19 protein-coding genes are annotated in these 23,965 nt (G+C 71.7%); 16 read left to right on the forward strand and 3 right to left on the reverse strand.

What is annotated here, in order from left to right; genetic code table 11:
• Positions 1-10 precede the first annotated feature (10 nt).
• Positions 11-712 (forward strand): endonuclease domain-containing protein, encoded by a 702-nt coding sequence (locus tag ACIRG9_RS01120; RefSeq protein ID WP_402850194.1) that lies wholly within the window; start codon positions 11-13, stop codon positions 710-712.
• Positions 713-828: 116 nt separating this feature from the next.
• The gene (locus ACIRG9_RS01125; RefSeq protein WP_402848317.1) at positions 829-2,841 is read left to right on the forward strand and encodes a HEAT repeat domain-containing protein; all 2,013 of its coding nucleotides are present in this window, start codon (positions 829-831) and stop codon (positions 2,839-2,841) included.
• Between the two features lie 193 nt (positions 2,842-3,034).
• Here the strand turns inward: ACIRG9_RS01125 and gabT are convergent, their stop codons facing one another.
• Positions 3,035-4,324 carry a 4-aminobutyrate--2-oxoglutarate transaminase gene (gene gabT / locus ACIRG9_RS01130; protein WP_402848320.1) on the reverse strand — a complete coding sequence of 430 codons (1,290 nt, stop codon included), beginning with the start codon at positions 4,322-4,324 and terminating at the stop codon, positions 3,035-3,037.
• Between the two features lie 3 nt (positions 4,325-4,327).
• The gene (locus ACIRG9_RS01135; RefSeq protein WP_402848323.1) at positions 4,328-5,764 is read right to left on the reverse strand and encodes a gamma-aminobutyraldehyde dehydrogenase; all 1,437 of its coding nucleotides are present in this window, start codon (positions 5,762-5,764) and stop codon (positions 4,328-4,330) included.
• A 142-nt stretch (positions 5,765-5,906) separates the two neighbouring features.
• Here ACIRG9_RS01135 and ACIRG9_RS01140 point away from each other — a divergent pair, with 142 nt between their 5' ends.
• Positions 5,907-7,346, forward strand: coding sequence for an aldehyde dehydrogenase family protein (locus ACIRG9_RS01140; protein WP_402848326.1), 1,440 nt, complete (start codon positions 5,907-5,909; stop codon positions 7,344-7,346).
• Between the two features lie 14 nt (positions 7,347-7,360).
• On the opposite strand, the gene ACIRG9_RS01145 is transcribed toward ACIRG9_RS01140, so the two are convergent.
• On the reverse strand, positions 7,361-8,593 hold the full coding sequence (locus ACIRG9_RS01145) for an SUKH-3 domain-containing protein (protein WP_402848329.1): 1,233 nt from the start codon (positions 8,591-8,593) through the stop codon (positions 7,361-7,363).
• Between the two features lie 79 nt (positions 8,594-8,672).
• On the opposite strand from ACIRG9_RS01145, the gene ACIRG9_RS01150 reads away from it, so the two are divergent.
• The 13 genes from ACIRG9_RS01150 (at position 8,673) to efeO (ending at position 23,964) form a co-directional block, all read left to right on the forward strand.
• Positions 8,673-9,086 carry a YbaB/EbfC family nucleoid-associated protein gene (locus ACIRG9_RS01150; RefSeq protein WP_402848332.1) on the forward strand — a complete coding sequence of 138 codons (414 nt, stop codon included), beginning with the start codon at positions 8,673-8,675 and terminating at the stop codon, positions 9,084-9,086.
• 5 nt (positions 9,087-9,091) lie between these two features.
• Positions 9,092-9,448 (forward strand): hypothetical protein, encoded by a 357-nt coding sequence (locus ACIRG9_RS01155; RefSeq protein ID WP_402850196.1) that lies wholly within the window; start codon positions 9,092-9,094, stop codon positions 9,446-9,448.
• A 24-nt stretch (positions 9,449-9,472) separates the two neighbouring features.
• Entirely contained in the window at positions 9,473-13,774 is a 4,302-nt protein-coding gene (locus ACIRG9_RS01160) for a toxin glutamine deamidase domain-containing protein (protein WP_402850198.1), read from the forward strand.
• On the forward strand, positions 13,771-14,211 hold the full coding sequence (locus tag ACIRG9_RS01165) for a hypothetical protein (RefSeq protein WP_402848335.1): 441 nt from the start codon (positions 13,771-13,773) through the stop codon (positions 14,209-14,211). The genes ACIRG9_RS01160 and ACIRG9_RS01165 overlap by 4 nt, the downstream gene beginning before the upstream one ends.
• A 16-nt stretch (positions 14,212-14,227) precedes the next feature.
• Positions 14,228-14,899, forward strand: a complete 672-nt coding sequence (gene nfi / locus ACIRG9_RS01170; protein WP_402848338.1) for a deoxyribonuclease V — start codon at positions 14,228-14,230, stop codon at positions 14,897-14,899.
• A gap of 118 nt (positions 14,900-15,017) precedes the next feature.
• Positions 15,018-16,001, forward strand: a complete 984-nt coding sequence (locus ACIRG9_RS01175; protein ID WP_402848340.1) for a hypothetical protein — start codon at positions 15,018-15,020, stop codon at positions 15,999-16,001.
• 206 nt (positions 16,002-16,207) lie between these two features.
• Positions 16,208-16,420 carry a Trm112 family protein gene (locus ACIRG9_RS01180; protein ID WP_402848343.1) on the forward strand — a complete coding sequence of 71 codons (213 nt, stop codon included), beginning with the start codon at positions 16,208-16,210 and terminating at the stop codon, positions 16,418-16,420.
• A complete protein-coding gene (locus ACIRG9_RS01185; RefSeq protein ID WP_402848346.1) occupies positions 16,417-17,613 on the forward strand; it encodes an SIS domain-containing protein in 1,197 nt (398 codons plus the stop codon). Before ACIRG9_RS01180 ends, ACIRG9_RS01185 begins: the two co-directional genes overlap by 4 nt.
• A gap of 28 nt (positions 17,614-17,641) precedes the next feature.
• Positions 17,642-18,646 (forward strand): cation diffusion facilitator family transporter, encoded by a 1,005-nt coding sequence (locus tag ACIRG9_RS01190; RefSeq protein WP_402848348.1) that lies wholly within the window; start codon positions 17,642-17,644, stop codon positions 18,644-18,646.
• 2 nt (positions 18,647-18,648) lie between these two features.
• Positions 18,649-19,800 carry a mannose-6-phosphate isomerase, class I gene (gene manA, locus ACIRG9_RS01195; protein ID WP_402848351.1) on the forward strand — a complete coding sequence of 384 codons (1,152 nt, stop codon included), beginning with the start codon at positions 18,649-18,651 and terminating at the stop codon, positions 19,798-19,800.
• 345 nt (positions 19,801-20,145) lie between these two features.
• Positions 20,146-21,645, forward strand: a complete 1,500-nt coding sequence (gene ahcY / locus ACIRG9_RS01200) for an adenosylhomocysteinase (protein WP_402848353.1) — start codon at positions 20,146-20,148, stop codon at positions 21,643-21,645.
• Between the two features lie 281 nt (positions 21,646-21,926).
• Entirely contained in the window at positions 21,927-22,799 is an 873-nt protein-coding gene (efeU, locus tag ACIRG9_RS01205) for an iron uptake transporter permease EfeU (RefSeq protein WP_402848355.1), read from the forward strand.
• 37 nt (positions 22,800-22,836) lie between these two features.
• Positions 22,837-23,964, forward strand: a complete 1,128-nt coding sequence (efeO, locus tag ACIRG9_RS01210) for an iron uptake system protein EfeO (protein ID WP_402848358.1) — start codon at positions 22,837-22,839, stop codon at positions 23,962-23,964.
• Position 23,965: the final 1 nt, after the last annotated feature.

Raw genomic sequence — 23,965 nt, forward strand, 5'->3', positions numbered from 1 at the left:
GTTGGAGGCGGTGTTCCGGCGAATGCCGCCCGATGCGGTTGCCGGCTTTCACACCGGAGCCCAACTGCACGGCTTCGGCGCAGTGTCCACGGCTGAGGTGCATGTCATCGTGCCGGCGGGATGCGTGGTACCGAAGATCCAGGGAGTCGTGGCGCATGAATCGGTGCTGCCTGTGCCGGTTTCGGTGGAGATCGCTGGCGTACCGTGTGCGCCTGCCGCACGGTGCGCGGTTGACCTGGCACGGGTCCTACGCCGGATGGACGCTCTGCCGCTGTTGGATCTGTGCCTGCGCTCAGGCGCGTCCGGCGTTGACGAGTTGCGTGCGGAAGTGGCGAGGCACGGTGGCCTGCGTGGAGTGGGCCAGGCCCGCAAACTGATTGGTCTCGCCGACGCGCGGTCGGAGTGCCGACAGGAGAGTCAGCTACGCCTGCTGCTCATCGACGGCGGCCTGCCAGCACCCGAGCCGCAGCTCTGGGTACGGGATCAGGACGGTGTGCCGCTCTTTCGCCTGGACCTCGGCTATCGCGAGCGCCGGATCGGCATCGAGTACGACGGTCTGTCGCACCTTGACCCTGACCGCCTGCGGCATGACCGTTCCCGCATGAACTGGCTTGCCGCCAACGACTGGCGTATGCGCTACTTCACCGCCGCCGACCTCTACCGTCGCCCCCACCACATCCTCTCCACCGTTGCCGCCCTCCTCCGCCCCTGAGCCTCGCGATCATGGAGTTGTGGCACCTCGCAGAAGCCGGATTCCGGACATCAGAGGTGCCACAACTCCATGATCGACGAGGGAAGGTGGGGTGGGGGCGGCGTAGAGTGCGCCGGGTGCTGAAGCTGGACGAGATCGACTGGACGCGGCTCACTCACGCCTACGGGACGGCGGGGGATGTTCCGGAGCTGTTGCGGGGCCTTGGCTCCGACGACGAGGACGAGGTCGAGGAGGCCCTCGACGACATCATCAGCAGCATCTTCCACCAGGGCGACGTCTACCCGGCGACGGTGCCGGCCGTGCCGTTCCTCGTGGAGCTGGCGTCGACCGCCCAGCACCACCGGGCCTGGATCCTCGCCACCGTCGGGAGGCTGGCCGATCCGCACCACGCGTGGGGCGAGGAGGCGGAGGAGGTCTGCGAGGCGGTGCGAGCGCAGGCGGACCGGTTCCCGCCGCTGCTCGACGATCCCGACCCGGAGATCCGGGCGATCGCGGCGTACACGGTGGCGCAGTGTGGGGACCGGCTCCCGGTCGCCGTGCTGCGTGGCCGGTGGGCCATCGAGGACGAGGCGACCGTACGGGCCTCGCTGGCGCTGGCGCTCGGGCTGCGTGACCCGGCCGGCGCCGCCGACCTGCTGGCCGACGTGCTGCGCGAGGAGGAGCCGCCGGTACGCGTCGCCGCGGCGGTCGCGATCAAGCGAGCCGGGCTGCCCTGGCCGGCGAATGCGGCAGAGGCGCTGGCGGGAGCGATCGGCCGCGAGGCGGAGCTCGACCACGTCTGGCAGCGTCGGGGCGAGGCGCTGGACGAACTGGTGGGCGAGGCTGACGAGGCGTTCGTGGTGGACCTGCTCGGCCGTCTGCTGGCCGCCGGACCGGAGGCGGGCAGGGCCGCGGCGTACGCGATCGGCGAGCGCTGCCGGCAACTGCGCTCCGCCCCGGCCGTGCTGATTCCCCTGCTAGGGGCCGCCCTCCGCCACCCCGAGGAGGCGGTCCGGGACGAGGTGGTCGGAACGCTGCGTACCCTCGGACCGGCCTCGGCCGCGTACGCCGACGAACTGGCCCGTATCGCGGCCGGTTGGCCGGCGGTGGCGGACGCCACCGGTTTCACTCCCGAACAGCGGGCGGTGGAGACCCTCGCCATGCTGGCCGACCCGCGCTGGGTCGACGCGATCTGCGCGGTCTGGGCCGGCGGGCACGAGGAACGGCTGCCGGTCAGCGAGCCGCCCGTCGGCGAACCGGTGCTCGCCGCGGCCCGGCGGCATCTGGCCGGAGCGGACGATCCAGTGCTGGTTACCGGGCTGGCCACCCTGCTCGAACGGTGGGGGCCCGCGGCTGCCGCTGCCGAACCGGAGCTGGTGGCCGCTCTGCCGGTCGCCCCGGCGCGGGTGGTGGCGGCGCTCGCGGCGATCGGCGCGGCACCCGAGCCGGCCCTGCCGGAGCTGCGGGCGGTGGCAGCCGGCGGTGACGTCCTCGCCGGTGCGGCGCTGTGGCGGGTCGGGGGCGAGGCCGCGCCGCTGGTGGCGGCCGTCGAACGGCAGCTCGACGCGGGACCGGACGGCGACGACTGGCGGCTTCGGCAGGCCTTCGACGCGGTTCCGGCGCTCGGCCCGCTGCTGCCGAGGCTGCGGTCGTACCTGAGCGGGGTCGCGCTGGAGACGGAGGCGGAGCGGTACGCGCAGCTGCTGGCGGCCCGGGCGGTGCTGGAGTTGGCCGACGATGCTGACGCGGTGCTGCCCACCGTCCGGGCGGTGCTCGGCTCCGGCTGGTGGGCCGCGTCGGCCGCCGCCGACCTGGTGGCCCGGTTCCCCGATCCGGCGTACGAGCCGGTCGTGCGGGAGATGCTCGACGAGTCGGTGACGCGGGTGGCGGCGGTGCGGGCGCTGTGGCGACTCGGCGTCTCTCCGGACGACCTCGCGGCCGTTCTGGTCCGGGCCGTCGAGGAGGGATGGACGCGTGGCGTGTTGCCGCTGCTGGTGGAGATGGACGCCCGGAGCGCGCTGCCGGCGTTGCGGGATCTCGCCGAGCGGGACGCCCGGGTGATCACCGGTGGGGTCTACGTGGACACCGCCTGGGCGGACGAACAGCTCCGGTGCGAGCTGCGGGAGGCCGTGGCCGTTCTCGAGCGGTGACGCCGGGCTTCCCCGGGGGCCGGCGGTCGGGGCTGGGCGCTGACCGCCGGTCGCGGGTCGACCGACCCGGGTGGGGCACACCTCCACGACCCGGGAAGGATCGTCGGGACGGTCGGCCCGGCGCCGAACGGTGCGGCATGGGCGGAACGCCGCAGGCGCAACCGGGGGAGTCGGCGCCCGCGGCGTTCCACGATCAGGGACCGGTCACGGTCCGGCCGAAGGCGGCCGCCAGGATGTCCAGGCCGCGGGCCAGCTCGTCGTCGGAGATGACCAGCGGGGGCAGGAAGCGCAGCACGTTGCCGTAGGTGCCACAGGTCAGGGTGAGCAGGCCGGCGGCGTGGCAGGCCGCCGAGATCGCCGCCGTGGCGGCCGGGTCCGGGGTCAGGGTGCCCGGCTGCACGATTTCCACGGCGAGCATCGCGCCTCGGCCGCGTACCTCGGCGACCCGCGCGTCGCCGGCGGCGATCGCCCGCAGCCGGTCGCCCATGGTCGCGCCGATCCGCCGGGCGGCGGCGGCCAGGTCCAGCTCGTGCATGGTCTCGATGGCGGCCAGTGCGGCGGCGCAGGCGATCGGGTTGCCGCCGTACGTGCCGCCGAGCCCGCCCACGTGCACCGCGTCCATCAATTCGGCGCGCCCGGTCACCGCGGCCAGCGGAAGCCCACCGGCGATGCCCTTGGCCAGGGTGATCAGGTCCGGTTCGACGCCCTCGTGCTGGCAGGCGAACCAGTCCCCGGTCCGGCAGAAGCCGGTCTGGATCTCGTCGGCGACGAAGACCACCCCGGCCGCCGTCGCCCACTCGCGCAGCGCCGGCAGGAACCCCTCCGCCGGTACGACGAAACCGCCCTCGCCCTGGATCGGCTCGATCAGCAGCGCGGCCACATTTTCCGCGCCGACCTGCTTCTCCACCAGCTCGATGGCCCGGGCGGCGGCGGTCGCCCCGTCGAGCCCGCCGTCGCGCAGCGGGTACGACATCGGCACCCGGTAGACCTCACCGGCGAACGGCCCGAACCGGTGCTTGTACGGCATGTTCTTCGCGGTCAGCGCCATGGTCAGGTTGGTCCGGCCGTGATACGCGTGGTCGAAGACCACCACCGCCGGACGCCCGGTGGCGTGCCTGGCGATCTTGACCGCGTTCTCCACCGCCTCGGCGCCCGAGTTGAACAGAGCCGAGCGCTTCTCGAAGCTGCCCGGGGTCAACGCGTTGAGCTGCTCGCAGACCGCCACGTACGACTCGTACGGGGCGACCATGAAGCAGGTGTGGGTGAAGCGTTCGACCTGCGCCCGGACCGCCTCGACCACCTTCGGGGCGGAGTTGCCCACGTTGGTGACCGCGATGCCGGCCGCGAAGTCGATCCACTCCCGACCGTCGACGTCGGTGACGGTGCCGCCGCCCGCGCGGTCCACGTACGAGGTGATCGTGCTGCCGACACCGCGGGCGACCGCCGCGCCCCGCCGCTTGTGCAGCTCGTCTGAGGAAGTCAATGGTCAGCCCTCGATGTTGTGCATGACGTGCTTGATCCTGGTGTAGTCCTCCAGGCTGTAGACCGATAGGTCCTTGCCGTGGCCGGAGTGCTTGAAGCCGCCGTGCGGCATCTCCGAGATGAACGGGATGTGGGTGTTCACCCAGACGCAGCCGAAGTCGAGCCGGCGGGTCATCCGCATCGCCCGGCCGTGGTCCCTGGTCCAGACCGAGGCGGACAGGCCGTAGTCCACGCCGTTGGCCCAGCGCACCGCCTCGTCCTCGTCCGAGAAGCGCTGCACGGTGATGACCGGCCCGAACACCTCCTGCTGGATCACCTCGTCGGCCTGCCGCACGCCGGACACCACGGTCGGGGCGTAGAAGTAGCCGCGCTCGCCGACCTGCGATCCGCCGGTCTCGAGGTTCGCATGGTCCGGCAGCCGGTCCACGAAGCCACGTACCCGGGCGAGCTGGTTGGCGTTGTTCAGTGGGCCGTAGAGCACGTCCTCGTCGTCCGGCGCGCCGGTCTTCGTGTTGCGGGCCTGCTCGGTGAGGGCGGCGACGAAGTCGTCGTGGACGCCGGGACCGGTGAGCACCCGGGTGGCGGCGGTGCAGTCCTGGCCGGCGTTGAAGTAGCCGCCCACCGCGATCGCCTCGGCCGCCGCCGCGATGTCCGCGTCGTCGAAGATCACCACCGGTGCCTTGCCGCCCAGCTCCAGGTGGGTCCGCTTCAGGTCCGGTGCCGCCGCCGCGGCGACCTCCATGCCGGCCCGGGTCGAGCCGGTGATCGACACCAGCTGCGGGGTGGGGTGGGAGACGAGGGCGCGTCCGGTGTCCCGGTCGCCGCAGAGCACGTTGAACACGCCCGGCGGGAGGAACTCGGACGCGATCTCGGCCAGTAGCAACGTCGACACCGGCGTGGTGTCCGACGGCTTGAGCACCACCGTGTTGCCGGCCGCCAGGGCCGGGGCGATCTTCCAGACCGCCATCATCAGTGGGTAGTTCCACGGAGTGACCTGGGCGCAGACGCCGATCGGCTCGCGCCGCACGTACGAGGTGTGGCCCGCCATGTACTCGCCGGCCGAGCGGCCCTCCAGCAGCCGGGCGGCGCCGGCGAAGAAGCGGAACTCGTCGACGGCCGGCGGCAGTTCCTCGTCTGCGGTGAGCTGGCGGGGCTTGCCCGTGTTGCGCACCTCGGCGTCGACCAGTTCGCCCGCCCGGGCCTCCACCGCGTCGGCGAGCTTGAGCAGGGCCTTTTGCCGCTCGGCCGGGGTGGTGTCGCGCCACGTCTCGAACGCCGTGGCGGCGGCCTTCATCGCCGCGTCCACGTCCGCCGTGCCGGAAACCGGTGCCTGGGCGAAGACCTCGCCGGTGCACGGGTCGATCAGGTCGGCGTAGCCGGCGTCCACCGGGTCGACGTACTCGCCGTTGACGAAGTTGCGCAGCTGCTGCTGATCGCTCATCAGAAAGTCTCCGAGGGATGGCCGGGGGGAAGGTCAGCGGAGGTTATCGCAATCTGACTGCCATCTTGGCCACTGAATTCGCGGCAGACAAGGGTTAAGGCAACTGTTTCCGCGCGGGCCTGGGTCGTCTAGGCTGCCGGACGTGGAGCCGAGAGCCTTCTTTGTCGCCGGCCGCCCCGTCCACGGCGAGGGCGAGCTGACCGTCATCCACCCGTACGACGGCCGCGCGGTGGGGCGTACCACCCACGCCACGCCCGACCAGGTCGAAGCCGCCGTCGCGGCAGCCGCCGGCGTGGCCGCGACGGCCGCGGCCCTGCCCGCGCACGTCCGCGCGGCGGCCCTGGACCACGTCTCCCGGCGGCTCGCCGAACGCGCCGACGAGGTCGCGGCCCTGATCACCGCCGAGAACGGCAAGCCCGTCAAGTGGGCGAAGGCCGAGGTGGGCCGGGCGGTCTCCACGTTCCGGTGGGCCGCCGAGGAAGCCCGACGCTTCTCCGGCGAACTGCAACGGCTGGACACCGACCCGGCGGCCACCGGGCGGCTCGCACTGGTCCGGCGGGTGCCTCGCGGCCCCGTCCTCGGCATCGCGCCGTTCAACTTCCCGCTCAACCTGGTCGCGCACAAGGTCGCCCCGGCCATCGCCGTCGGCGCGCCCATCATCGCCAAGCCGGCCCCGGCCACCCCGCTGTCCGCGCTGCTCCTCGGCGAGATCCTCGCCGAGACCGAACTGCCCGAGGGGATGTTCTCGGTACTGCCGCTGCCCAACGAGCGCGCCGCCGAGCTGGTCGCCGACCCCCGGCTACCGGTGGTGTCGTTCACCGGCTCCGGGCCGGTCGGCGCGGCCATCCGGCGGGCCGCCCCGGAGAAGCACGTCACCCTCGAACTGGGCGGCAACGCGGCGGCCGTGATCTGCGAAGACTGGGCGTCGGACGAGGACCTCACCTTCGCGGCGCACCGGATCGCCACCTTCTCCAACTATCAGGCCGGGCAGTCGTGCATCGCCGTGCAACGGGTGTACGTGCACGAATGGCTCTACGACGGCTTCCTGCCCCGGCTCGTCGCCGCAGTTCAGGAGCTACGCACCGGGGATCCGACCTCGGAGCTGACCGACGTCGGGCCGCTGGTCTCCGTCGAGGCGGCCGAGCGGGTCGAGGCGTGGGTCGACGAGGCCGTCGCCGCCGGCGCCACCATCGAGTTCGGCGGACGTCGGGAGGGCGCCACCTACCCGCCGACCGTGCTGTCCGGCGTGCCGTCGTCGGCGAAGGTCAGCCGTGAGGAGGTGTTCGGGCCGGTGCTCGTGGTCAGCCCGGTCACGGACGACCAGGCCGCTTTCGCCGCGGTCAACGACTCGGCGTACGGGTTGCAGGCCGGGATCTTTACGCACAACCTGCAGACCGCCTTCCTGGCGTCCCGCACCCTCGAGGTCGGCGGGTTGATCGTCGGGGACGTGCCGTCGTACCGGGCCGACCAGATGCCGTACGGCGGGGTGAAGGGGTCCGGCGTCGGGCGGGAAGGACTGCGCAGCGCGATGGAGGACTACACCGAGCCCCGCGTCATGGTCCTGACCGGACTGGCCCTGTAGCCGCAGGTGCCCTGTCACCAGGTGCCGTCGTCGTGGACCCGGGCGGGGGCGCGGCCGAGCAGGAGGGTGGTCAGGGCGGCGTCGATGTTCGGGCCGAGGAACCACTCGCCGGCCTGGTCGAGCGCGAAGATCCGCCCCTGCTCGTCCACGGCGATGATGCTCTCCTGGCGTTCCGTCCCGAGTGGGAAGAGCCGTACGCCGAGCACCGCGCCGAAGTCAGCGAGCGTGTCGGCGCTGTGAGCCACGCGGCGAGGAAGCAGATCCAACCGCGATATCCAGACGTCTTCACCAGGTCCTTTGCGCCCCGTTGCAAGACCTGGAAACGCGGTGAGCGTCGACATGGCAGCTGGGAATGCCGCATGTGAGTGGGTCATGCTGGCTACGGCGGTCACGTCGCGCATGGAGGCGGCGGCCAGCACCTCGTCCCCAAAGTGGGGGCGCCAACCGGCAAGCACCAATGCATCGGCGACCTCGCGGGGAAACCGTCCCGGGTCCGGGTCGGTCTGTGGCTCTGAAAGCCGAGGGTGCGTGTAGCCGAGATCGGACCACGGAAGCGCGTTGAAGTGCACCAGGAAGTTGATGCAGGAGTCGCAGGGCAGCTCCGCTGGCCCACCCGCTGGATCGCCGGATTCCCGGATCCGGAAAAATTCGATCCGACTGCCGCTCAGGGCTTGCCTTGCCTCTTCCATCGTCAGTGGTGGAGAACCGTCGGTCGCTCGCTGGTGATCTCGCTCGTGTAGCACGTCGGAGACGACGATCATCTCGGCGTGTCGCTCGCCGCCCCGGACCAGATGGCCGGAGGGCAGTTCGTCCAGATAGGACTGAACCAGCGGATGGTGATGCAACTCGAGATCGCCCTTCGCCCCATGGGCCACCTGGACGCGGCCTTCCAGGGTGAGATGCGCCGCGCCTCCGGGCGTGGGCAGCCGGGCGATCTCGCGAAGCAGGTGGGCAGTGGGATCGACGGTGCGAGGTGCGCGCGGCTCCGGCGGCCGGCGCTGCCGATACATCTGCGAAACGGCGGCGAGCGGCAGCCGTGGCCAGGTCGACACCTCACCGGTGTCCTTGTCGACCACTGTGGTCGGCAGATCGCCGGGGAGGGCACGGGCCTCGGACGAGACCGTGGACGTGATCAGGTAGCCCAGGTCGAACTCCTCGATCAGCGGCGTGCACGCGAATCCCAAGCGCTCGGAGTCTCGCTGCGCCCAGACGGCGGCGAGCTGCTCAGCCTGCTGTCGCTCGATCACAGCCTGAAACTACCGGACCCCACGGATTCCGTCGCGCCCGGTATGGTCGGCCCTACCGACTGTGACGGGGAGGGTGACGGTGGGCGAGAGCGCGGATCGAGACGCCAACCGTGCGCTACGTGCGCGCTTCGACGAGGTGTATGGCCAGTACCAGCGATTCCGGTCCGGATTGGACGAACTTCAGAGGAAACTCGCCGAGCTGCGGGTGACCGAGCGCTCCGATGACGGCCAGGTCACCGTCGTGGTTGGGTCCCGGGGCGAGCTGGTCAGCGTGGAGGTGGCGCCCTCGGTCTTTCACGAGCGGGACGCCAAGGGGTTGAGTAGGAAGATCACCACGACCGTGCTGCGGGCGTCCGCCGCCGCGGTCGCCGCGACCCAGGAGCTGGTCGCCGGATATCTGCCACCCGGCTCGCCGTCGGTGGAGTTCCTGCGTACGAATGACTTCGGCGCGCTGCTCGGCCGGGCGGACGCCGTCCACTCGCGTGGCGAGTGACCACAATGGGCGACGGGGAGATCTGGCTCGACGCTGACCGGGCCCGGCGAGGCGGCGCCGACCTCACCCTGGCGGGGGAGGCAGTCAGCGTCTCCCGGCGGGAGATCGGCGGTGAGATCGCGGCGGCGAGCGGGCAGCGACCGTGGGGCCGGGACGACATCGGCGCCGCCTTCGACCAGCAATACCGCGGCTACGAAGAGACGTTGTTGCAGGTCTGGGAGGCCCTGGGCCGCTCCCTCGAAGGGCTGGGCACCGATGTGGTCCGGTCCGTGGCCGCGACCGTCGAGACCGACGAGATCAACGCTCGTCAGCTCGGCGAGATCCCGGACCGGCATCACACCTCACACCGGCACTGGCGCTGACCTCCGGAGGATCCGCGCGTGACCATGCTGCCCAGCCCGATCCCGCACCCGCTCGACCTCTGCCCCTGGGACGTGCCCGGATGGATCTACGAAGCGCTTGACTGGGTCGTCGGCGTGGAATGGCCGGACGGGAACGAGCGTGTCGTCTGGGACCTCGCCGACCTTTGGTACGGCGTCGCCGACGTCCTCGCCGGCCCGCGCAACGACGCGGCGGCAGCAGCCGGCGAGGTACGCAGCGGCTACGGCGGGATCGGTCTGGTGGCCGAGGCGTTCGACACCGCCTGGCACAAGGTGGCCGAGGGGCCGGATGCCCCGCTGCCCGTCCTGCTCGCCGTCACCGGCGAGTTGGGCAAGCTGGTCGACTCCTGCGGTTGCGACATCGAGGGCGCCAAGCTGGAGGCCTGGATCGAGCTGGGCATTCTCGTCATCGAGCTGCTCTCGCTGGCGGTGGCGACCGTGCTCACCGCCGGCGCCGCCTCACCGGCCGCCGGGGCGGCCATTGCCGCCAGCCGGATGGCCGTGCAGCAGATCTTCAAGCGGCTCGTGGCGCAGTTGGCCCGCAAGGCCCTCAGGGAAGGGCTGAAGGAGGCCGGGGAACGGGCCGCGAAGGAGATCGGCAAAAGCGGCATTCGAAAGCTCGGCCGTCGGGCGGTGCTCGGCGGCCTCGTGGAGGCTGGGCAGGAGGCGGGCACCAGCCTGGCGACCCAGACGTACCAGAACTCCACCGGACGCCGGGACGGCCTGGATCTGACCGACGTGGGCATGTCGGGGCTCGGTGGCTTCGCGGGTGGCGCGGTGGCACCGCTCGCCGGGCTGGGACGGCATGCCGACGGGCGGCTCGCGCAGATCGGGGAGCACCTTGGTCGGGAAATGGTCGGTGAGACCCTGGCCGAGAGCGCCGCCGGGCTGGCCACTGGGCACAACGTCTCACTGGAGGACCTAGCCAGGGCGGCGGTTTCCGGTGTCAGCGGATCCACCACCGGCCAAGCCGACGCGGCTCTGCACCACCGGCTCGACGGAAAGCTCGCCGACCTGTCGGCGGCATCGATGGACCTGGCCCTTCCGCCGGTCGGGACAGCCGGCGGGGGCGGCGACATCCCGGCCCAGCGCGCGTCCGATCCGGTCGGGTCGCTTCCCGCCCCACACATCGAGAGCGTCGCGTCCGTGGCTGGCGCGGGGACCGTCCCTCACCCCGACGCGACGGACTCCGGTGTCGCGGGAGTGGCTGCAACCCGGCAGCTGGACGATGGAGTTTCGACGGCCCACCCCACCTCACCGGTGCATCTGGAACAGTCGACGGACGCCGCCGTGCGGCCGGTGCACCCGGTTGACGAGTCCGGTCCCCAGCGGCCGTACCCCGAGGTGGCGGCCCGCCCCACGCTCTCCTCGGTGGCCGTCGAGTCGCCGGTCGCGGGCACTCACCCGGTCGCCCCCGATCCGAGGCCCGGGCCGGTCGCGGGCGCTGACGTCGGCCCGCCGAGCCAGGTGGCGTCGGCGCAGACGGGCGTGCCACCGACGGTGGCGAGCGGAACGCCGTCCGTCGTGCCGCATACCTCGTCACCGCTCCCCGCCGACCGCCTCTCGGCCGGCACCGTGGCCCCGCACCCCGGGCCGTCGAACACGCCACCGCCCGGCCGTCCCACCCCTGACTTTCCGGCCAGGCCAACGGTCACCGGCCCGGACACCCGGCCGACGCCGAACCCGCGCTTCCCGCTGCTCGAGGCGCTGGCTCCCGCACCCCGCCAGCCCGCGAACGATGCGCCGCCGCCCCTGCCGGGCCCCTTCGATCCGCTTCCGCCTCGCCGGAACGTACCCACGCCCGAGGAGTCGGCAGCCCAGCGCGCCGCCGATCGGGAAGCGCTCGACCGACGCCGCTATGAGGGCTATCTGCAAGCCCAGCGGGAGTGGTACGAGGACAGGCGGCGCACTGAGGAAGCCAGCTGGCTCCACGTGCGGGCTGACATCCAGGAACAACGGGCAAACGAGTGGCGTGCTCAAGCCGACGAAGCCAAGCGCGTTGGCCGTGAGCTGTTGGCTCAGCGATGGCGCCACGAGGCGTACGGGGCTGCCGTCGAGGCCCACGAGTTGCGCGAACGGGCCCGTGAGGTCCGAGCCGGGGCGCTGGTGCCGGCCGAGGTGATGGTCGAGGGCGACGCCGACTTCTACCGGATCAACGACGACGTCGCCGACCTCGCACCCGGTGCCGTGGAAACGCCGGACCGTTCCGCTCTCACCGGTGACGGTCACCCGCCGCCGATCGACCGTTCCCGGCGCTACGGGGCACGGGGTGGGCTGCGTCCGCCGCTCGCGCTGCACCAGACCGACCTGGAACGGCAGATGCCCCGCAACCCGGACGGCACCGTGGTGCGTACCGCCGATCCCCGGTACGGCGGTTGGTTCCAGCTCGCCAACGACGGCGGTCCGGAGGCGGACGCCACCCGAGGGATCAACTGTCTCGACTGCACCCTGTCGCTCTACGAGACCTGGATGCACGGCCGACCGCGGGTCTCCGCGCCGCGTACCTTCGACGGCTACCTGGAGGGCGACGTCCGCCGGCCGGTCGACGGCGAGACGGACGGGCCACGCCGGGTCGAGGAGGTCACCGGAGGGCGGTTCCAGAAGCTGTGTGCCGACGACGTACCGGCGACCCACCTCGGGGTACGGCAGCTGGTCGAACGCGGCTACCAGGACCTGCACGGGCAACTGTTGGCGGGTGGCCACGGCAGCTATGCCTTCCTCGTCACCAGTTGGCAGGGTGGCGGATCGCACGCCTGGGTGGCACTGAACCAGAACGGCACCGTGCTCTACCTCGACCCGCAGTCCGGCTTCGTCGCGGAACGTCCGCTCTACGCCCACAGCGGCGTGTGGCATGAGGCCAACGCGGTCGGGATCGATGCCCTGGTGCTCGGACCGGACGGCCGGCCGATGCCGCTCGCCGGTCGGCCGCCCGGCGACTTCAACGTCCTGGCCGGCCCGCCACGGCCGCCCGACCCGCCGCCGCCTGATCCGTCACCGCCGCACCACGACGCCGACGACGACCCGCCGGACTTCAACCACGTCTACCTGCTCGGGGAGTCGACCACGTTCCACCGAGTGGAGGACACCTCGCCTCCGGGCGGCGAGCCGACGCCGAACCTGGACGCCGTGCGCCGGGCGCACCTCGACGCCCACGCCGGGCGGATCTCGGCCGGCCTGTTCGTCCGGGACGCGATTGCCGCGAGTGCGAGCCTTGACGAGGTCTTCACCGCCGGGGTCACCCCGGTCGAACTGGCGCAGCACCTGGACGGGCCGACGCTGCGGCGGCTGACGCCGGAGCTGGACGAGGCAGCGGCCGGCGACATGGCGCGGCTGCTCGATGATCCACGGGTCCAACGGATGCTCGACCAGACCTGGGAGGCGCCGCCGCGCGGTGAACCGCTGCTGGCCGAGAGACTGCTACAGCAGTTGACTCAGCGCCCGGATCTGGTCCGGATGATCCTGGCGACGCCGGAACTGGCCAACTCGCTGACCGCGAGGCCGCTCACGCTGCACCATCTCGCCAGCCACCAGCAGGCGATCGACGTGCTCGGCGATGTCCTGGACGACATCGCTGAGCACGGCCCGGCTGCCGTCGCTACGGCACCAGACCCTCCCGTGCTACCCACCCCACTCACCGCCGATCAATTGGAAGTGAGTTCCTACTTCGACGGCAACCGCCTGCCAGCGCTCCAACCCGGCTTTGACCAGGGGCGGCAGGGAGACAATGCCTACCAGCGGCAGTACCTGGACCAGTTGTACGCTGCTGCGGTCCTTGCTCAGGTCGAGGTCGATGCTCTGGGGCGGGGGCTGGCTGAGACGTCACACGGCGCGGAGTATTGGCCGCGGCCGGGACCCAAGGACAGGAAACGAGCCGAAGACAAGGTGGCGAAGTACGACGGGCAGGCGTCGCGCCTTCTGGACCTGGCGGCCGGTCGGGTCTCCTATCGGCGGCTCGACGACCTCTACGACGGCCTGGCAACATTGCAAGGTGATAAGCAAGTGCAAATCGTCAAGTTCGAGGACCGTTTTTGCGCTCCCCAGAGGAGCGGCTACCGCGATGTGCAAATGATGCTGCGCACATCAACCGGCCACATCGCCGAGTTTCGATTGCAGCTCTCTGCAATCGATGAGGTCGCAAAGTGGGAGCATTCCCTGTTCGAGGTGGGGCGCGACCTGGAGGCAGTCGCCAAGGAACAGGGCCGTAACATGTCTCAGACGGAATTGGCCATTTGCAGGGGCGTTGTTCGGCGCCAGCGTGAGCACTTCTGGGCTGCTCTTCAATCGACGCTGGACGGAGGGTCGGCGTGACGGGTGAGGCGCAGGGATCGGATCTGTTCGGGTACTACGACTACTACGAGACGCCGGTAAAGATCGTGCCTACGTCTGAAGGCGGACTAGCTGCTTGGCGGCTGGATCGAAGGACGGGTGGCTGGCGGCAGGCCAACGACATAGTCGGCGAAATCCTCTTTGCCATGGGTGGCGACATTTTTGTGCGCACGCCGGAGCGGTTCGTGCAGCGGACCGAGGCTGAGCGGGGCCGCTACCTCAAGGGCGAGGGCCCGATCTTCGCGCTCTACGAGACGGTCAACGCCATCGAGGACGTCGCGAGGGCCGAGGACCGTCCGTTCACCCCAGAGGAAGCGGCGCTGATCACCGGCATCAGGCGGAGGACGTTCGTGATGTTCGAGGAGCAGTTGCAGCAGGCTGGTGACCCGGGCGCCGACCCGACCATCGCGACCTCCTGACGGCGGGAGGGCGTAGATGCGGTACGAGCCGCCGGCCGACGTGGCGGAGGCGCTGCGCGTACAGGAGGAACTGCGGCCGCGGGTGGACCTGGTCGGGCCGGGTCCGGCCGCGCCCGCGACGGTGGCCGGGCTCGATGTCGCGTACGCGGAGAGCGGTGACCGGCTCGCGGCGGCCGTCACGGTGCTGGACGCAACCACCCTGGCCGTGGTTGACGAGGCGGTCAGCGTGGGCCGGCCCGCCTTCGAGTACGTGCCGGGGCTGTTCGCGTTCCGCGAGATGCCGGCGCTGCTGGCCGCCCTGGAGCGGCTGACTGTGCGTCCCGAACTGCTGGTCTGTGACGGGCACGGGTACGCGCATCCGCGCCGGTTCGGGCTGGCCTGCCATCTCGGCCTGGTCACCGGTCTGCCCGCGATCGGGGTGGGGAAGACGCCGCTGGTCGGCGAGTGGGCGGAGCCGGGACCGGACCGGGGTGCCTGGACGCCGCTGCGCGATGGCGGTGAGGTGGTCGGCCGGGTGCTGCGTACCCGGGACGGGGTGAAGCCGGTGTTCGTCAGCGTCGGCCACCGGATGAGCCTCGCCAACGCCGCCGACCGGGTGCTGGCGTTGACGCCCCGGTACCGGCTGCCGGAGACGACGCGGACGGCCGACCGGCTGTGCCGCCGGGCGCTGGCCGCCGCGCTCGCCTGACCTGCCCGCTTCGGCGTGTCGCGGCGCACATGCCGAGCCCTCGATGGGCGGATACCATCCCGAACCGGTAGTAGCCTGACGCGGCGCATCCGGCGGGGGTGCAGACGGTGAGGTGGAGATGTCGGTGAGGCGGCACGCGGCGCGGCTGGCCACGGTCGGCGTGCTGCTGGGCGGCCTGGTGGCCGTCGGGGCGTCCCCGGCGCTGGCCGACGACGACCGGGTGAACGTTCGCTCGCCCCGCAGCTTCACGGTCGCCGGGTCACCGGGGACGGTCGCGGTCGAGGTGCGCAAGCGCACCGACGGGTGCGTGCTGCTGCGTACCGCCGTGGGGCTGCGGCTCGACGGTGTCCGGCCCGATCAGGTTCGGGTGGAGGTCAACATCGGCGGAAGGTGGCGGGCCGTCGGGGTGTCCGGCGGAGCCGGGGGCGTGGCGACGGCTCCCGTCGCCCCGCAGAAGCCGTCGCTCTGCAAGGGCAAGGGGATGACGGTCCGCTACCGGGTAGCCTTCCTGGCCGGCGCGCCGGGCGGCGAGCTGACCGTGGTGGGCGTGGCGAGCACCGCCGCCGGTCGGGCCCTCGGCCAGGCCGACATCTCGGCCCGGGTGGTGGGCGCCGCGAAGGCGAGTCCGTCGCCGTCGCGGCAGCCGTCGCCGACCCCGAGCGTTGCCGACACCCCGTCGTCGAGCGACGCCGACCCGTCGTCGGTGGCCGCCGCGGTCGACCCGACCGTCGGGTCCCGCGCCGCCGACTCGTCCTCAGGAGGTTCTTCCATCATGTGGTTCGGTATCGGCCTGGTGCTCGTCGGCGCCGCCCTCATCGCGCTGCTGGTCCGGCGTAACCGCGACGACAAGGTCGAGGAGTCCGGCGGGTACTCGCAGGTTCCGCTGCCGCGCGCTGCGGTCGGCACCACGTACCGCTCCGGCGCCGCGGCGGGACAGGTGTACGGGCAGCAGCCGGCCACCCCGACCGTCTACGGCGGGTCCGCGACGCCCCGGCCGACCGGCAGCGTGTACGGCGCCGCGGTGGCCGACCGGCCGGCCGGTGAGTCGACGGCGACGCCGGGTGGCGACGCGACCGGCGTGCCGCCGCAGGAGCCCCGCTGAGCCAGGGTCCGGCCGCCCGTCGAGGGTTACGGTGACGGTGTGTGGTGGCGACCTGACCAGGTCGGTGCCGCGGCGGTCGGTGGGCATCGGCGGGTCGAGATGATCTCGCTCGGCGGCGCGGTGTCCGTACCGGTTCGCCGATAAGATCGCGTGCGCCGGACGGCACCGCCGACCGGTGAGACCGCATACGTGGAAGGAGCCGCGCCGTGGCCCTGGACCCGCAGTTGCTCGAGATCCTCGCCTGCCCGGACACACACCACGCACCGCTCGACTACGACCCGCAGGCCCAGACGCTGACCTGCACCGAATGCGGCCGGATCTTCGAGGTCCGTGACGACGTGCCGGTGCTGCTGCTGGACGAGGCGCGCGGTGGACCCGCGGCGGAGGACGCGCCCGGCGGTTCGGCGGCGCAGCGGTGATGGAAGGTACGGCCGGGGTCAGCGGGCACCGGCACGCCGACGAGTCGCTGCTCGACGACGCCGGGTTGCTGGCCGAGCGGGATCCGGGCGGGATGCTCCGGTTCACCGCCTCTGCCGGCGCCCAGGTACGCGAGTCGGCCGCGCTGGCCGCCGAGGCGAACCTGAGCGTGCTTGCCGATGAGGGGCGACCGCGCGCGGTGGTCATCGCCGGCATCGGCACCGCCGGGCGTACCGGGGACGTGCTGGCCACGGTGGCGGGACCGCGTTGCCCGGTGCCGGTGATCCCGCACCGCAGCGCCGGTGTGCCGGGCTGGGTGGGCGCGGCCGACGTGGTGATCGCGGTCAGCGCCTCCGGTCGCAGTCCTGAGGCGCTGGGTGCCGCCGAGGCCGCGCAACGGCGGGGTGCCCGGCTGGTCGCCGTCGGTGCGCCGGACTCGCAGCTCCAGTCGGTGGCCGAGCGGGCCCGGGCGCCGTTCATCCCGGTGCCCCGGCGGGCCCCGGCCCGGGCCAGCCTCTGGGCGGTTACCGTTCCGGTGCTGCTCGCCGCCCGTACGCTCGGGTTGGTGAAGGTCAACGAGGCGGACCTGGCCGAGACCGCGGCCCGGCTGGACGCGGACGCCGACCGGTGCCGCCCCACCGCCGAGTCGTTCGTCAACCCGGCGAAGTCGCTGGCGCTGGGGCTGGCCGGGTCGATCCCGATCGTCTGGGGTTCGTCCCCGCTGGCCACCGTGGCCGCCCGTCGGTTCGGTGACACCCTTTCGGCGAACGCCCGCTATCCGGTGGTGACCGGGGCGCTGGGCGAGGCGGGGCGGGGCCGGGTCGGCCTGCTCGACGGCGTGTTCGGCGGGCTGGCCGAGGGGCAGCGGGACCTCTTCGCCGACCCGGACGAGACGGCGGTGGACGCCACCCGGCTGCGGCTGGTGCTGCTGCGGGACGGTGGGCTCAACGCCGAGGACGACACCGACGAGCCGCTCGCGGTGGAGGAGCGGCGCGCCGATGCGGTGCAGACCCTGGCCGAGCGGCGCGGGGTGCGCTGCGACGTGGTGACCGCCGAGGGCGGTTCCGCGTTGGAACGGCTCGCCTCGCTGATGGCGGTTCCGGACTTCGCCTCGGTCTACCTCGCCCTGGCGCACGGGTTGGACCCGATGGCCGTTCCGGCCATCACGGAGATGAAGGAGCTGGCGAACCAGTGAGCACCTGCCGCATCGAGCGAGTAAAAGCGTGAGCGCGAACGGTGGGACGAGGGCGATCGTCGCCGCCCTCGCGGCCAACGTCGGCATCGCGGTCACCAAGTTCGTCGCGTTCCTGCTGACCGGCTCCTCGTCGATGCTGGCTGAGGCGATCCACTCGGTCGCCGACTCGGGCAACCAGGGCCTGCTGCTGCTCGGCGGCCGGCGGGCCAAGCGGGAGGCGACCGCGCAGCACCCGTTCGGCTACGGCCGGGAGCGCTACATCTACGCGTTCATCGTGTCGATCGTGCTGTTCAGCCTGGGCGGCCTGTTCGCGCTCTACGAGGCCTACCACAAGTGGTCGCACCCGATGCCCATCACGAGCTTCCGGGTGGTGCCGGTGGCCGTGCTGGTGATCGCGATCATCATGGAGGGCTTCTCGTTCCGTACCGCAATCAAGGAAGCCAACGTGACCCGGGGCAGCCAGTCGTGGGTGCGGTACGTGCGGCGTGCGAAGGCGCCGGAGCTGCCGGTGGTGCTGCTGGAGGACTTCGGCGCGCTGGTCGGTCTGGCGTTCGCGCTGTTCGGCGTGGGGATGACGCTGGCCACCGGCAACGGCAGGTGGGACGCGCTCGGCACCGCGATGATCGGTGTGCTGCTGGTGGCCATCGCGATCATCCTCGCCATCGAGACCAAGAGCCTGCTCCTCGGGGAGGGCGCCGAGCCGAAGGACCTGGCCGCGATCGAGCAGGCTGTCGTCGGCGGCCCGGAGGTCGAGCGGATCATCCACATGAAGACCCTCTACCTGGGTCCGGAGGAGCTCATGGTGGCCGCGAAGATCGCCGTGTCGCCGTGCGAGACGGCCGAGGATCTGGCCCGGGACATCAACGCGGTCGAGGCGCGGATCCGCGGTGCCGTGCCGATCGCCCGGGTGATCTACCTGGAGCCGGACATCTACCGCGCGGCGTCGGGCCGGGCGGGCGCGGGCACCGCGTCGGAAGCGGCGGTGCGGTCGGAGGCCGGGCCCGACGAGGCGGCCGAGCGGCCCGGGAGCTGACCGTGGAGTTGTTGCAGGGCCGGATCCGCGACTACGCCTGGGGCTCCCGTACCGCGATCGCGCGGTTGCAGGGGCGTCCGGTGCCGAGTGAAGGGCCGGAGGCGGAGCTGTGGCTGGGTGCCCATCCGGGCGCCCCGGCCACGGTGGACCGGGACGGGTCCCCGGTCAGCCTCACCGACCTGCTGATCGCCGAGCCCGACCACTGGTTGGGGGAGCGGCTGATCGGTCGGTTCGGTATCCGGTTGCCGTTCCTGCTGAAGGTGCTGGCCGCGGACGCCCCGTTGAGCATGCAGGCCCACCCGGACGCCGAGCAGGCGCGCGCGGGGCACGCGGCCGACGCCGACCGGGTGAACTACGTGGACCCGTACCACAAGCCGGAGCTGCTGGTCGCGCTGTCGGAGTTCGACGCGCTCTGCGGGTTCCGTGATCCGGCCGAGTCGGCGGCGGTGATCGCCGCGTTCGGCGTACCGGCGCTGGAGCCGGTGGTGGCGGCGCTGCGTGGCGGGCCGGCGGGGCTGCGGGAGGCCGTACGCCTGCTGTTGAGCTGGCCGGCGGCGGAGCGGCCCGGGCTGGTGGCGGACGTGCTGGCGGCGGAGGTCGCCGGGCCGGACGCGGTGCTGGCCCGTGGCCTGGCGGTCGACTACCCGGCCGACCCGGGGGTGCTGGTGGCGTTGCTGCTGCACCACGTGCGGCTGGCGCCGGGCGAGGCGATCTGGATGCCGGCCGGCAACCTGCACGCCTACCTGCGGGGCACCGGCGTGGAGATCATGGCGGCCAGTGACAACGTGTTGCGCGGTGGCCTCACGCCCAAGCGGGTCGACGTGGACGAGCTGCTGCGGGTGCTGCGGTTCGAGGTGCTCGACGAGCCGGTGGTCGCGCCGGTCCCGGTGGCGCCCGGGGTGGTGACCTGGCGGGTGCCGGTTGAGGACTTCGCGCTGCACCGGGTGGAGCTGGCGGCCGGGGATCCGGCGGTGCGGCTGGCGCTGCCGGGGCCGCGGGTGGTGCTCTGCCTGGCCGGCGGGCTCACCGTCGACGACGGCGTGGGCCCGATCCTGCTCGCGCCAGGGCAGGCGGCGGTGGGCACCGCCTCCGCCGGCCCCCTGGTCATCGCCGGCGAGGGCGAGGCCTACGTGGCCAGCTGCGCCCTCCCCTGAGCCTGACCTCCCCCATCAACGGGATCGGGCGAGTCCGACTTTTCCGGAATGGCTTGACTCAGAGGTCGCCTGGTGTGAGTCTTTGGGTACGCAGCGTTGTCGCGACGAAGGTCTCGGTAACGCGCGGGGAACCAAACCGGGGGGATGCACGGGGCGGCCGGGCCGTGGGCGGAGAGTTCGTTCACGACCGACCGCCCCGTGCGCTGTCCGCCGGCCGGGCCATTGTCCTCGACCAACGCGGCCCGGGCGCCCGCGACGCCGATCGCTGTCCAACCGGGCCCAGCCGGCGCGTTCCACGCGCGTAAGGTGGAAGGCTGCGCAGCACTTCGTTCGACAGGAGCTTCGATGACCAGTACCCTCCCGGCGGCCCCTAGCGGCGCGTCGTCCGGAGCCCGGCCGACCACCCTCGCCGAGGGCGACTACAAGGTGGCGGATCTGTCGCTCGCCGAGTTCGGGCGCAAGGAGATCCGGCTCGCCGAGCATGAGATGCCCGGACTGATGGCGATCCGACGCGAGTTCGCCGACGCGCAGCCGCTCGCCGGCGCCCGTATCACCGGCTCGCTGCACATGACCATCCAGACCGCCGTCCTCATCGAGACCCTGGTGGCGCTCGGCGCCCAGGTCCGTTGGGCGTCCTGCAACATCTTCTCCACCCAGGACCACGCCGCCGCCGCGATCGTCGTCGGCCCGGACGGCACCCCCGAGGCGCCGGCCGGCGTCCCGGTCTACGCCTGGAAGGGCGAGAGCCTCCAGGAGTACTGGTGGTGCACCGAGCAGGTGCTCACCTGGCCCGACGGCCAGGGCCCCAACATGATCCTGGACGACGGCGGCGACGCCACCCTGCTCGTGCACAAGGGCGCCGAGTTCGAGAAGGCCGGCGTAGTGCCGCCGGTCGAGTCCGCCGACTCCGAGGAGTACGCGGTCATCCTCGAGGTGCTGCACCGTTCGCTCGCCGAGGACGGCCAGCGCTGGACCCGGATCGCCGCCAGCATCAAGGGCGTCACCGAAGAGACCACCACCGGCGTGCACCGGCTCTACGAGATGCACCGCAACGGCACCCTGCTCTTCCCGGCCATCAACGTCAACGACTCGGTGACCAAGAGCAAGTTCGACAACAAGTACGGCTGCCGCCACTCGCTCATCGACGGCATCAACCGGGCCACCGATGTGCTGATCGGCGGCAAGATGGCCGTCGTGCTCGGCTACGGCGACGTGGGCAAGGGCTGCGCCGAGTCGCTGCGCGGCCAGGGCGCCCGGGTCGTGGTGACCGAGGTCGACCCGATCTGCGCGCTCCAGGCGGCGATGGACGGCTACCAGGTCGCCACCCTGGACGACGTGGTCGAGCGGGCTGACATCTTCATCACCGCCACCGGCTGCTTCGACGTCATCACCAACGAGCACATGGCCCGGATGAAGCACCAGGCCATCGTCGGCAACATCGGCCACTTCGACAACGAGATCGACATGGCCGGCCTGGCGAAGCGCTCGGACGTCACCCGGGAGAACATCAAGCCGCAGGTCGACCTCTGGAAGTTCGACGACGGCCACGCCATCATCGTGCTCTCCGAGGGTCGCCTGCTGAACCTGGGTAACGCCACCGGGCACCCGAGCTTCGTGATGTCCAACTCGTTCGCCAACCAGACCATCGCCCAGATCGAGCTCTACACCAAGACCGACGACTACCCGGTCGGCGTGTACGTGCTCCCCAAGCACCTGGACGAGAAGGTCGCCCGGCTGCACCTGGACGCGCTCGGCGCCAAGCTGTCCACCCTCAGCAAGGAGCAGGCCGCCTACCTCGGCGTGTCGCAGGAGGGCCCGTTCAAGCCGGAGCACTACCGGTACTGAGCAACGCCCGGAGGGGACCGGGGTCGGCCGCCGCGCGGCCGTCCCGGTCCCTTCCGCGTACGCGGACACTCGACTCCTCCGGCGCTGCGCGCCGGCTCCCGCCGATCGGGTGGGGTCGAACGACTCTGGTGGCCCTCGCCACCTGCGGGAGAGGCTGGGGCGTCCGTCAGCCGTCGGACCGGGTGACGTTGTCGTGAACGACTTGACGCCACCCCCGATCAGTAGGAAGGTATGGCTGCCCTAAGTTAACTGAGGCGTGCCTAACCGACGACGGAGTACCGATGTTCGCCACGTACCTGATCGGCCTGCGGGAAGGCCTGGAAGCGACCCTGGTGGTCAGCATCCTGGTCGCGTTCCTGGTCAAGTCGGATCGCCGCAACCGGCTGCCGCACGTGTGGCTCGGGGTCGGCCTGGCCGTGGTGCTGTCGGTGTTCTTCGGCTGGCTGATCGAGTACACCTCGACCACGCTGCTCAACACCTCGAAGCAGCGTGAACTCTTCGACGCCGTCACCTCCGTCGCCGCCGTGGTGTTCGTCACCTTCATGATCTTCTGGATGCGTAAGGCCGCCCGGAGCATCGCCGGTGAGCTGCGGGGCAAGCTCAGCGAGGCGCTCGCCGTCGGCGCGTTCGCGGTGACCGGGATGGCCTTCCTCGCGGTCATCCGGGAAGGCCTGGAGACCGCACTGATCTTCTACTCGGCCGCCGAGAGCGCGGCCGGCGGCACGGGCCGCGGCCCACTGCTCGCACTGGCCGGCGGCATCGCCACCTCCGTGGTGATCGGCTTCCTGCTCTACCGCAGCGCCCTCCGGCTCAACCTGGGCAAGTTCTTCACCTGGACCGGCGCGCTGCTGATCCTGGTCGCCGCCGGCATCTTCAAGTACGGCGTGCACGACTTCCAGGAAGCCGACGTGGTGCCCGGCCTGAACACCCACGCCTTCGACATCACCTCGGTGCTCGACCCGGGCAGCTGGTACGCGACCCTGCTCAGCGGCATGTTCAACATCACCCCCGCGCCGAGCGTGCTCGAGATGGTCGCCTGGGTGGCGTACGCGGTGCCGGTGATGCTGCTCTTCCTGCGCAAGCCGGGCCGGCCGGCTGCCCCGGCCAAGCCGGCCGCGACCGACGTTCCCGCCCCCGCCCCCCAGCGCGCCTGACCGCCCCGATCACCTGCTCATAGGAGACACAGCACCGATGCGTACCAGTCGACTCGTCGCGCCCGCCGCCGCCGGGGTGCTCGCCGTCGCCGGCCTGGCCGGCTGCAGCGCCGACAAGAAGGACGCGAAGGCCGGCGGGCCGATCGTGGTCAAGGCCACCGACACCGCGTGCGAGGTCGGCGAGACCGAGGTCGAGGCCGGGCAGGTGACCTTCACCATCACCAACTCCGGGTCCAAGGTCAACGAGTTCTACGTCTACGCCGCCGGCGACCGGGTGATGGGCGAGGTGGAGAACATCGCCCCCGGGCTGAGCCGCGAGCTGCGCGTCGAGCTGGCCGCCGGGACGTACGAGACGGCCTGCAAGCCCGGGATGAGCGGCCGGGGCATCCGGGGCGCGCTGAAGGTCAGCGGCACCGCCGCCTCCGTCGCGCCCGACGCCGCGCTGAGCCAGGCCACCGCCGACTACCAGCGGTACGTCAAGAGCCAGACCGACGCGTTCCTGGCCAGGACCGAGGAGTTCGCGGCCGCGGTCAAGGCCGGTGATGTGGCCAAGGCCAAGGCGCTGTACCCGGTGGCCCGCTCCTACTTCGAGCGGATCGAGCCGGTGGCGGCGAGCTTCGGCGACCTCGATCCGAAGATCGACGGCCGCGAGGAGGTCATCGAGGAGGGCATGGAGTGGACCGGCTACCACCGCCTTGAGAAGGACCTCTGGACGACCGGCGACATCAGCAAGGACGGCCCGATCGCCGACCAGCTGGTCACCGACGTGAAGGCCCTGGTGGAGAAGGCCAACGCCGAGAAGCTCACCCCGCTCCAGCTCGCCAACGGCGCCAAGGGGCTCCTCGACGAGGTCGCCAGCGGCAAGATCACCGGCGAGGAGGAGCGTTACTCGCACACCGACCTCTGGGACTTCAGCGCCAACCTGGAGGGCTCCAAGGCGGCCATCGCCGCGCTGCGCCCGGCGCTGGAGCAGCGCTCGCCCGAGCTGATCTCCCAGCTCGACGCCGAGTTCGCCAACGTCGAGAAGACCCTCGAGAAGCACCGGGTGGGCGACGGCTGGAAGCTGCACAACGAGCTCACCGCGGCCGAGCTGAAGGAACTCTCGGACAGCATCAACGCGCTGGCCGAACCGGTCAGCAAGGTGGCCGCGGTCGTCGCCCGGTGAC

The organism is Micromonospora sp. NPDC093277 (genome assembly GCF_044765245.1).
Lineage (GTDB): Bacteria > Actinomycetota > Actinomycetes > Mycobacteriales > Micromonosporaceae > Micromonospora.